10 protein-coding genes and 1 tRNA gene are annotated in these 10,874 nt (G+C 31.3%); 6 read left to right on the top strand and 5 right to left on the bottom strand.

The annotated features are described in order from the left end of the window. The 6 genes from recG to X928_RS01230 all read left to right on the top strand — a co-directional run. Positions 1-1,706 (top strand): ATP-dependent DNA helicase RecG (gene recG / locus X928_RS01250; RefSeq protein ID WP_103078144.1); only part of this gene is annotated, 1,706 nt, incomplete at its 5' end. 36 nt (positions 1,707-1,742) lie between these two features. After that, complete coding sequence (lgt, locus tag X928_RS01245; protein ID WP_103076500.1) at positions 1,743-2,642, top strand: prolipoprotein diacylglyceryl transferase; 900 nt, start codon at positions 1,743-1,745, stop codon at positions 2,640-2,642. Beyond that, positions 2,643-3,059 carry a sodium:calcium antiporter gene (locus tag X928_RS10220; protein ID WP_245857143.1) on the top strand — a complete coding sequence of 139 codons (417 nt, stop codon included), beginning with the start codon at positions 2,643-2,645 and terminating at the stop codon, positions 3,057-3,059. Between the two features lie 22 nt (positions 3,060-3,081). Then, on the top strand, positions 3,082-3,417 hold the full coding sequence (locus X928_RS10215) for a sodium:calcium antiporter (protein WP_245857142.1): 336 nt from the start codon (positions 3,082-3,084) through the stop codon (positions 3,415-3,417). A 28-nt stretch (positions 3,418-3,445) separates the two neighbouring features. Next, positions 3,446-4,276, top strand: a complete 831-nt coding sequence (locus tag X928_RS01235; RefSeq protein WP_103078143.1) for a hypothetical protein — start codon at positions 3,446-3,448, stop codon at positions 4,274-4,276. Next, positions 4,273-5,145 (top strand): alkaline phosphatase, encoded by an 873-nt coding sequence (locus tag X928_RS01230; protein ID WP_103078142.1) that lies wholly within the window; start codon positions 4,273-4,275, stop codon positions 5,143-5,145. The genes X928_RS01235 and X928_RS01230 overlap by 4 nt, the downstream gene beginning before the upstream one ends. Positions 5,146-5,560: 415 nt before the next feature. Here X928_RS01230 and X928_RS01225 read toward each other — a convergent pair whose 3' ends face one another. The 5 genes from X928_RS01225 to X928_RS01195 form a co-directional block, all read right to left on the bottom strand. Next, positions 5,561-6,109, bottom strand: coding sequence for an RsmD family RNA methyltransferase (locus X928_RS01225; RefSeq protein WP_103078141.1), 549 nt, complete (start codon positions 6,107-6,109; stop codon positions 5,561-5,563). 52 nt (positions 6,110-6,161) lie between these two features. Then, positions 6,162-6,237, bottom strand: a tRNA-Gly gene (locus X928_RS01220). A gap of 73 nt (positions 6,238-6,310) precedes the next feature. After that, the gene (locus tag X928_RS01215) at positions 6,311-6,520 is read right to left on the bottom strand and encodes a hypothetical protein (RefSeq protein WP_103078140.1); all 210 of its coding nucleotides are present in this window, start codon (positions 6,518-6,520) and stop codon (positions 6,311-6,313) included. 1,843 nt (positions 6,521-8,363) lie between these two features. Next, entirely contained in the window at positions 8,364-9,131 is a 768-nt protein-coding gene (locus X928_RS10395; protein WP_425440350.1) for an esterase/lipase family protein, read from the bottom strand. 677 nt (positions 9,132-9,808) lie between these two features. Continuing rightward, on the bottom strand, positions 9,809-10,675 hold the full coding sequence (locus X928_RS01195; RefSeq protein ID WP_103078136.1) for a polyprenyl synthetase family protein: 867 nt from the start codon (positions 10,673-10,675) through the stop codon (positions 9,809-9,811). Between the last annotated feature and the right edge of the window lie 199 nt (positions 10,676-10,874).

The following is a 10,874-nucleotide window of genomic DNA, read 5'->3' as shown; positions in this document are numbered from 1 at the left end:
TAGAGTATTCATATGGTATGAAACAGATGAAGTCTCCAGATTTTCAAGTGATCAAAAGTGAGGAGGATTTCAAAAGAGAAATTCTACCAGTTTATCCATTGACGTCTGGTATCTTCCAAACAATTATGCGAAAAATAGCAAAAGAAGCTATTCAACAGACATATTTTTTAGAGGAATTTTTACCTGAAGAATTCGTTCAAGGGTTCAACTTATTAGATTTGAAAAAGCGAATAAAAGGAATCCATTTTCCTTTAAGTATTTATCATAAAGAAAGGGCTTGGTACTCTTTAAAATACGAAGAGGCAATTTTATTTGAGTTAGCAATGATCTATCTGAAATTAAAGATGAAAGAAATGAAAAAAGGTGAGAAGAAGGAGATAAAAGGAGAATTATCAAAAAAATTTCTCAAGACTTTAAATTTTGAACTCACTCAAGCCCAAAAAAGAAGTTATGAGGAAATTAGAAAAGATTTAATTTCCCCATATCCTATGAACAGACTTTTACAAGGGGATGTTGGTTCTGGTAAAACCGTTGTTTCAGAACTAGCGATTATAGATGTCTGTGAATCTGGTTATCAAGCGGCGGTTATGAACCCCACCTCTGTTTTATCAAAACAACAGTTTAAAAGACTATCAAAAGATTTAGAGCCGTTAGGGTTGAAAGTAGCTTTGTTAACAGGAGATACGAGGGAAAGTGATAAAATATTAATAAAAGAAAAGCTAAAGTTGGGAGAAATTGATGTTGTGGTTGGTACCCATGCAATTATTCAACAAGATGTAGAATTTAAAAAACTAGGGTTGGTGGTTATTGATGAACAACATAGATTTGGAGTGAATCAAAGACTGGAACTCATTAAAAAAGGGAATCATCCTGATATTTTGGTTATGACTGCTACTCCTATTCCTAGAACTTTAGCAATGACTTTTTATGGTGACTTAGATGTTAGCTTAATTGATGAAATGCCTAAAGGAAGAAGGCCTATTAAAACAATACTTGTAGCTGAATCCAACAGGAAAAGTTTGTATGAGTTCGTTAAAGAAGAATTAGATCAGGGGAATCAAGTTTTTTTCGTGTATCCTTTGATAGAAGAATCTGAAGCCTTAGAATTAAAAAACGCGATAAGTATGTATGAAGAGTTAAATAAAGTATTTGAAAAATATAAAGTGGGACTTTTACATGGGAGGCTTTCATCTTCAGAAAAAAATGACGTTATGGACAAATTTGTTCAAAAAGAATATGATATATTAGTTTCGACATCGGTAGTAGAAGTGGGGATAGATATCCCTGATGCAACGGTAATGGTCATAGAACATCCGGATCGTTTTGGATTATCTCAATTGCATCAGCTCAGAGGAAGAGTGGGCAGAAGTGATAAACAGTCTTATTGCTTTTTAGTAATAGATGATGATGCCAACAATGAGATAAAAAGTAAAATGAACTCCTTTTCTAAGACGTTAGATGGTTTTGAAGTAGCAGAAATTGACTTAAAATGGAGGGGACCAGGCAAATTCTTTGGAGTGGAACAGCATGGGATGCCGGAATTTAAATTTTTAGATTTAGTCGAAGATATAAATATTATAGAAAGTTCAAGAAAAACGGTAGAACTTTTTTTATCTTCTATCCAAAGTTTCGATAGATATCCTAATTTAAAACACGAATTGCAAGTAAGATATGGAGATTCAATACATTTGGTCAATGTACTATAGAGATTTTTAGTTTTGGAAGGCTTTAGGAGGATGAATATGAAAAAGGATAAAGTCTTTTTAAACACTTTGTGGGTTTCGATAACCTCTTTTTTAGTTATTTGTATAGTTGTTTTACCAAAGAGTTTTTCTGGGGAATGGTATTTCAGTCCAGTTTTAGTTACGGTTGGTCCATTAGAAATAAGATGGTATGGACTGTTAATCGCTTCATCGATACTGTTGGCAACATTTATTGCTCAGAAAGAAGCTGAAAGAGAAAAAATAAACGAAGACGATCTTTTCACCGCAGTTTCTTTGGGAATTATATTTGGTATTATAGGAGCAAGATTATATTATGTTCTTTTTAATTTTGAATACTTCTCTCGAAATCCTTCAGAAATTTTTAAGATATGGCATGGAGGAATGGCTATACATGGAGCGATACTGGCTGCTTTTTTAGTAGTTTTTTTGTATACGCAGTTGAAAAAAAAATGTACCTTTACCTTCCTGCAAGGGTTAGATTTATTCACTTTTGTTTTACCGTTAGCTCAAGCTATTGGAAGATGGGGCAATTTTTTCAACCATGAAGCATATGGTTCACCGACAAATCTTCCATGGAAGATGTACATTTCTTTACCTGATCGAATGCCAGGGTATGAAGCCTATGAATATTTTCATCCAACATTCTTATATGAATCTGCCTGGAATTTGTTAGTATTTCTAATATTGTTTTATTTTATTAGAAATAAGAGAAAAACATATGGAGAAGTCACCGCTCTGTATTTAATTCTTTATTCTATCGGGCGAATCCCGATTGAAAGGTTAAGAACGGATAGTCTCTACATTGGGGATTTTCGCGTTGCAGTAGTTATAAGCTTAATATTGATAGTATTAGGTTCTTTGCTTTTTGTATACCTAAGAAACAAAAGAGAAATCGTTGAAAAAAGGAGTGAATATTGATTGATAAATATTCTATTAATAGCTTTAGGTATTTTTCTCTTAATAAGAGGGGCAGATAGGTTAATAGAAGGAGCCCTTGGATTAACAAGAAAAGTAGGTGTTTCTGAGCTGTTTGCAGGTTTGACGGTGGTGGCATTTGGTACCAGTGCGCCTGAATTAGTTGTTACAATTTCTTCGTCAATAAAAGGGGCTAGTGTAGGATTAGGAAATGTTCTTGGATCCAACGTCGCGAATATTGGATTAATTTTAGGAATCTCTTTTTTAATCTCCCCAACAAAAGTTCAAAAATCTACAGTAAATATAGAAATGCCTTTTTTAGTCATTATTTCAGTGGTTATATTTGCAATGATAATGGAAGGGAATAGTGTTTTAACTAGATACGATGGTATGATACTGATAACCTTTTTGCNNTGCTAAAAATATTGGAATCTCAGAATCTTTGATAGGGGTAACTATAGTTGCGATTGGGACTTCTCTTCCGGAATTAGTTACCGCTATTGTTGCAGCGATCAAACATTCAGATGATATAGTGATGGGAAATATAGTTGGTTCTAATACATTCAACGTCGCTGCCATACTGGGTATATCAGCACTGATAAATGGCGCCAAGGCAGATAGACCGGTTACTTTTGATGTTTCTTATGGGCTGTTACTGGCATTGGTCTTGTTGCTTGGTACGATGATGAAAAAAGATAGAAAAGTTGGAAGAGGTTTAGGTTCCATACTATTTTCTTTGTATGTAATCTACATAATAATTAGTATAAGAATTGGATAATTTTTAAAGTGTGAAGAAAGGAATTAAGATGGGCATCGATAATAAGAAAAAGACTTTACTTGTCATTTTTGTTTTTATTTTATTTCTATTTTTTTTCTTTTATCCGGTTACTTTAGTTGATGAAGAAGATTACAATATTAGAATTTTTTCAACAAGTTTAACAAAGGTAATTTTCTATGATGACATTCAATATACCTTTAAAGAGAAAACTATCTTTTTTTACGAAGAAATACCTTTTGAGGAGTTTATTTTGTTAAATGTACAAAACGGATTTTTGCTACGTCAAAATGGAGATTCTTTAGTTCAAAAACAGAGCAACGATTCGTCGGCAATGGTTTATTTAAAAAACAAAAATACTCTTTATAACTTAGATAATGTTTTCTATAACGAAAAATGGTTAGAGAATTGGATTATTGAATCTAAAGATTTTTTGGAAAATGTTTCAGAGATCGATGAACCCTTGTATATTCTTTATATGAATCAAAGTAGGTCTTTTCAAGTTTTGCCAAGTGTTTACGTTGTTAATTCTATCAAGGATTTAGTTCATGAGTTATCTCATTATTTTTTCGGTTACAAGGTGAAAGCCTCCCCAAAGGATACTTGGCACGAAATCTTAGCAGAAACCAATTCATTATTGTTTCTTAGAGAGGTTTCTTCAGAGCAGTATTTTGAAGAACTTGAACTAAAAAAAACAGGTTTTTATGATGAGCCTTATGGAGAAAGTGTAATATCCTTCATGGAAAGATTGGATTTTGACAAAGAAAAAATATTTGATATAGAAAGATATATTTTAAATAATTTTGATAGGTTAGATGATAAAAGGTTTGAAAACTTGGTTGAAACAAAAATTAAACAATGAAGGTGTTAGAAGTGAAGAAAATTTTGTTGGTTTTTCTCATTACCCTTTTAGTTTATCTTTCTTTTTCATTTGACTATGTTTTTTTGTTTATAGCTGATGGAATGGGAATTCCACACATGCAGTTATCTAATATGTATAAGCAATATTTATACACAGATCAACTACACATCCTAGAATTACCTTACTATGGAATGGTTGAAACTTCTTCGATGAATGGTGTAACGGATTCAGCAGCAGCCATAACAGCAATTTTATCTAAAGAAAAAACCTACAACGATAGAATAAACATTAATCCTGATGATGAAAAAATACTTCCCATTACTTATGAACTAAAAAAACAAGGGTACAAAATTGGTGTCATAACAACCAACACCATCATTGATGCTACCCCTGCGGGTGCTTATGCTTTCGTTGAAAATAGAAAAGATTACCAAAAGATAACGCAAGATCTTTTAGAAAGTAATTTTGATCTTTTCATAGGGGGAGGAAAAGCTTATCTTAAGGATAGCAACACAAAAGAGTACGGATATTTTTACACAGAAACACTTGATAGGATTCCGTCTCTTGATGATGAAATTGTTATGTTATATTATGGGAATTTCCCCTTTTTAACGGATGATCCAAACAGAGTAACGTTAGAAGAAACGTTAAATTATGCATTGAGTAAATTTAATGGTTCTCCTTTTTTCATTTTAATAGAAGGGGGAAGAATCGATCACGCTGCACATGCACATGATACTTATTCAATGATAAACGAAATATTAGATTTTGACAAGGCAGTGAAGGTTGCTATCGATTTTTATAAGCAATATCCTCAAGATACCTTGATCATAGTGACTGCAGATCATTCAACGGGTGGGNNGGGTTAAAACTTGATTTAGAAAAAGAATTTTACTATACAAAGAATTCAGGAAAAAATGTAAGTTATCAATCGTCTGTGGTTAGAAGTTTTTATGATGTATTAAACGATCCTGTAGGTGTAAATTGGGGCACTTTTGGACATACATTAGATTATGTACCTCTTTTTTCCAACGTTCCCTTTGATAAAAATATAATATCAAATAATGAGATTTTTTCAATTTTTGAGATTTATTGACTTAAATGGAGTTAAACGGCTTTAATCGCTATTAATTGAAAGTAATTGCCTATAATTGGATTTTGAGAAAAAAATTTCATGATGTATAATATACCTACAGAGCACTTTTGTAGGTTACCCTCCCTCCTGGAGTGTTCTGTCCCCGGAAGAATTCATTTCCAAATTAGGGCCTTATTAAGGCCCTTTTTTTAAGGTTTAAAAAAGATTAGAATTTCAATATCACCGTAATCTCTTACTTCTTCCCTAATTATATTTTTTGGCATATAGTCGAATTTTTCATTCTTATGTTTTTCAATAATAAGGTAGCCCCCTCTTCTAATTAAAGATATATTTGAATCTATGAATTTCAAAAACTCTTGGACATAATGATTATTAAATGGTGGATCAGCAAATATGTAATCAAACTGTTCAGTTGAAAGTTTTGAAATAGATTTTCTAAAATCTGATTTTATAACTTTTATATTATTTAGTACCCCTAAAGATTCAGCGTTTTTTAAAATCGATCGTACCGCTTTAGACGAAATATCTACCATTGTAGAGTTTTTTGCACCATTACTTAAAACTTCGAAACTCAATATACCGCTACCTGCAAAAAACTCCAAAAAGTTAGCATCTGAAAAATCAAAAATGCTCATCAAAGCCCTTCTTAAAGTAGCAGGAGTATATCTTGTCCTACGATCATCAACTGTTTCTATATTAGTATTCTTAAATTTGCCGCTTTCAATCTTCAAAGCCATTTTTACACCTCATACAAACAAAGAAGGAGCTTCATTAAGCCCCTTCCGTTTTTGGAGCGGATGACGGGACTCGAACCCGCGACTCCCAGCTTGGGAAGCTGGAGCTCTACCAACTGAGCCACATCCGCATTTGAAATTTTTATTTTGAATCAAATATATTATACCAATAATTTAAAACAAAATCAATATTTAGTATTTTGATTATATTTTATCCTTGTTAACGTCATAAAATAATTTATGAAAGAACTTTTGTAAATTATTTTGAGAAATTTTTTTTGTCTCTAATTCCTTAGTTATATCAAAAAGGCCAACATCTAAATCATCTTCAAATAATAATTCTTTTTCTTCTTTTTCCATTATCGAAGAAAAGTTATTTTTTATTTCAGAATCAGGTTTTATAACGTTTTCCAAATGAGAATACTCTTCTTGGTTCTTTCCAATATTTTCCTCTTCGAGGGTAACTGGTTCTTGAATGCTACTTTTTTCACCATTGCTTTCTAACTCATTTAGAATTTCTTCAATTTCTTCAAGGTTTGATTCTCTTAAGATATCGTTTATATCTTTATCAAGCTTGTTTTCAAGGTCTTCTATCTCATTTAATTTCCCTTCCTTGGGACCTTCTGATACGTTATTTTCATCTGGAGAAATGTCTCCATTCGAAGTTATCCCTATAAGTTNNTGATACCTTCCAAACTTTTTTTATATGTGGTTCATCAAATTGGTCTATTGTTTTGTATTTGATTTCTTGGGTTTCAACTTTGTCTATATTGGTTAGTATTTTCAAATCATTTAACTCATTTTCTTTTTTTTCAAAAGAGACATGTTTACGTATCAAAAAAACGGTAAAAAATGAGGCCGCCAAGGAAATAACAAATATTATTAACATTATAGTAAAAAAGGTTAAAAAATTAAAATTTTGCTGTTCTTTTTCAGGAGATTGAGTATTGTTGATTTTTAGATTTGAAGCGTCGAAAGCATCTGATTCGGAGGGTAAAGATTCAATAACTCTTAGAGCTTCATCCACAATAGGAATATCCTTAAATGGCTGCAAATATATTTTAGCTGTATCGTAATCTTTGTTGTGAAATGCAGATAACCCTAAATACAATTTTATATCGGGTATTTCACTTTCTAATCTAGGTGATAGTTGCAAAGCTTGCTCAAAAAAATTTTGAGCCAAATCATATTTAGCATTTCTATAGTACTTTAGACCGTTCATATAGTATTCATAGGCAACCTCGTAATTATCTGAGAATATTAACATTATTTGGAGCAGCATAATTAACACAGTGAGAGCTTTCTTAATGTTGGCTCACCTCACAAAACAAATGTAATTATTTCAATTCGGTTATTTTTAGTAACTATCCATCCTTTACCTCTTTTGTCAATGAGCACATCAATTATATTAGTTTCAGTTCTTTGGAAAAAGCCAGGGAAAGTAGCTTCTTTTAAAATTATGTAGCTCACATGATCTTTCCCAAAAACAAATAATTTATCATTAAATATTTGTAATTTTAATCTTCCTATGTTTCCGTCTTCTATAAGTTGAAACCCATTTTTTAAACTATCCCAAAGAACTAATTTATAATTTGAAAATAAAATAAAATAGTTGTTGTTATATAAAGCAAAATCAGTAATCTCCCCAAACTGAGTTTCTAAAACTTCTTGAATGGTAGAAGTATTTATTAATTCTACGATATCTTTATTTTGTAGTTTTGTTATTTTATCCTCAAAGATGACATATATTTCCCCATTTATTACTTTTAATGATATAAAATTGCTGCCTTGATTTATCAAGGAATCGTTGAGATAGACATTACAATTGTTTGGTTCGTATTCTACACTTAAAAACCCTATATTTGGTAAATAATAAATTTCGGTTCCTTTAGAAGGTATTTCTGAATTAATTTTATCGATTTTGCCGTTTTCATTCAAAATGTATACACCATCAACGGTAGATGCATAATATTGATTATTAAGTACTATTCCACCCATAATTTTATTGGAAAATATTTTTTCTAGATTCGTATCGTAGATAGCATTAGGACTTTTAAAGTAAATATTTTCTCCAATTTCAATAATACTTATTGTGTCTTCATCTATTTCTCCTTGCTTCACTGGATTTAGTAAAATTGTACTTTCTTTATACTGTGATGGAAGGGTAAAAGACGAAACAATACCCGGGTAGGTATTTTTATTTTGAACGGCAGAGCTGTTTTCCTCTCCTGTTTCGTATGAGTATTCGACAAAATTATCATCTGTAAAGGGCTCTACTGAATACGATGGGACTGATTCTTCTAAANNCATAAAAGCTTTTTTTAGAATAGTAAGTTTTTTCAATCCCTTCTAAGTTAGCACTGTCAACACTTACTATTCCATCCCCCTCTCCTTGAACAAATTCTGGATACAGTCTGGAAATATATTTGTTTGATAAATTTTCCTCAATTGCGGGATTGCTACCAATAATCGCTAAATATCTGATGTCATTTCTTATTCCAAAAGAGTTCAATTTATTTAGAAACTCAGAGTCAGGAATAAGATCTTCGTAATACGAATTTATTTGATCAAGGTAAGAACTAATTTGCGAGGTGATTTTTAATATTGTGCTATCTTCAACATTAAAGTATTGAGATAATATATCCGTGTTTTTTCCAAAGAGTAAGTTGAAAAAAAGAGGGTTTGCAAGATTACTTCCTTTATTTGGAGTAGAAATAAGTACTAAATTTTCGACATTTTGAATTGTTTGACTAGACTCTAAAGCATATCGAGCAATTAATCCACCGATACCATGTGCAATGATATCAAACTTTTTATTAGGAAATCTAGAAAGTTCTTGAGCAAGTCGCCTTCCTTCAAATTCGATATAGCTATTAATCCCTGTTCTTTTAACAAAGCTAACAAAAGAATCATTGTAATTTTGGCTTCTTGTAGATTTCAAGGGGTAATTGTAACTCCAAATGGTTCTATTTGGGAAAAGGGAGGACCAAAAAGATTGTGGATAACCATTTTCAGGTACATTCATTACTCTTCCAAGGAAGTTAAGATCCGTTCCAGGAATTAAAATAATATCAGGTTCAAGAGTTGGTGGTGCTTCTTTTATAACCTTGAGTCCAATAGATGATTCTTGTGGAGATTCAATGACTAGACCTATATAATGGACTTTAGTTATTTGGAAGGTTTGTGCTTCTATATAATACTCATTCTCGATTTTTACTATTTTTTCTCCGCTGAATTCCGAAACAATAGGAGGATCCTCGCGTGTAATGTAAGCCAAGGAAAAATTGATGAAGTTATCTCCGAAATAATTATCTTTTGGGATCTTGTATCTTAAAGTAATTGGTAAAATAGAGGATTCATTACTTTCATCGGAGAAAGTGATTTTGTATATTTCCCCATAAAAATTTTTGTAGTTGATCAATTCTTGATATTCTTCAGAACTTTTATCTACAACTCTAATGTCAATGTTTTTCTTTGAAGAAAAAGCAGACTTAGGTATATCTATTTGAATGTTTGTAGAAGAAGGAGTTATCTCTTTTGGAGGTAAAAAGATGTTTTTAAAAATAAGGAAAAAAACAAGCATCACAATGGCAATTACAATAATAAATAAAAGAATTTTGTATTTTTTTTCCATGTATTTAATTTTATTTAAAAAGTTAAAAGGTTTGAATTTTATAACTCAGTCAACTCCTTTTGAGATTGTTAACTTGTTTCTACAGTCTTTCTAACTTCCTTCAAAATTTGAGATAGTTCTTTTAGGTTAAGTTCTTCCAATTTTTGTAAAACATTTCTATAGATATTATCGGCTATTATTTGTGTTTCTTGAAAATTATAAAAATTTAAAAGAGTCTTTTTGTTTACATCTTTATTAGTTTCTTTTCCAATTTCTTCTTCCGTAGTAAATAAATCTTTTAGATCATCGAAAATTTGGAAAGATACACCGAAATCAGTGCCTATTATATTCATTTCTTTAGCTAGCTGTACTTCCCCGATCATTAAAAAAGGAGATGCAAAACAAAAACCAAAAACCGCGCCTGTTTTCTTTGAATACATCTCAAGAATTTCTTTTTCACTTACTTCTCTATCTTCTTTTTCAAAGATTAGATCTTCCATTTCTCCTTGGAATAATTTTAAAATGGTTTTTATAAAATAATCCATTAAAAGAAGTTTGTTTCCTTCGTTTATATTATCTAAATTGGCAACGATCTGCAGGGGGAGAGTGAATCCATAATCTCCAGCTAATAGAGCTTTATATTCTCCAAACTTTAAATGGTTTGCAAGCCCCCCTCTTCTTAACTTTGCGTTGTCTAAGGCAGGTAGATCATCATGTATTAAGGATGAGGAGTGTAAAATTTCGACAGCTATCGCAATGTCCATTAAAATTTTTTTATTTGCAGATACTATTTGCCCAAAGTTATATATAATCCATGGTCTTAGTCTCTTGCCTCCGTTTGCTATGTAATAAAACAATGGATTTTTTAAATGATTTCCAAGCTCCAAATTTTCAAAAAAAACTCTTATATTCTTGTCAAAGACGTCTTTAAACTCAGATAATTTTAGAAATTCCATCGATTCACCTCATACAATTATACAAATTATTCGTCATCTTGATCTTTATTTTTATTTTCAAATTTCCTTCTTAACTCGTCTATATCGAAGTTCTCAATATCTTGTCTGAATTCGCTTTCTTCTTCTGTGTTTATAAAAGAAGCATCAATACCATGTTCGGATACTATTTCTTCTTCTATGTAAATAGGCAAGTTGTTTT

The sequence above is a fragment of the Petrotoga miotherma DSM 10691 genome, from assembly GCF_002895605.1.
Classification (GTDB): Bacteria; Thermotogota; Thermotogae; order Petrotogales; family Petrotogaceae; genus Petrotoga; species Petrotoga miotherma.
Note: the sequence above shows the minus strand (reverse complement) of the source record. Positions and strands in the feature narration are given on the sequence as shown.

Excerpts from the sequence above, each read along its gene's own strand:
- lgt (WP_103076500.1), top strand. The coding sequence starts at position 1,743 with ATGAAAAAGGATAAAGTCTTTTTAAACACTTTGTGGGTTTCGATAACC.
- X928_RS01235 (WP_103078143.1), top strand. The coding sequence starts at position 3,446 with ATGGGCATCGATAATAAGAAAAAGACTTTACTTGTCATTTTTGTTTTT.
- X928_RS01225 (WP_103078141.1), bottom strand. The coding sequence starts at position 6,109 with ATGGCTTTGAAGATTGAAAGCGGCAAATTTAAGAATACTAATATAGAA.
- X928_RS01195 (WP_103078136.1), bottom strand. The coding sequence starts at position 10,675 with ATGGAATTTCTAAAATTATCTGAGTTTAAAGACGTCTTTGACAAGAAT.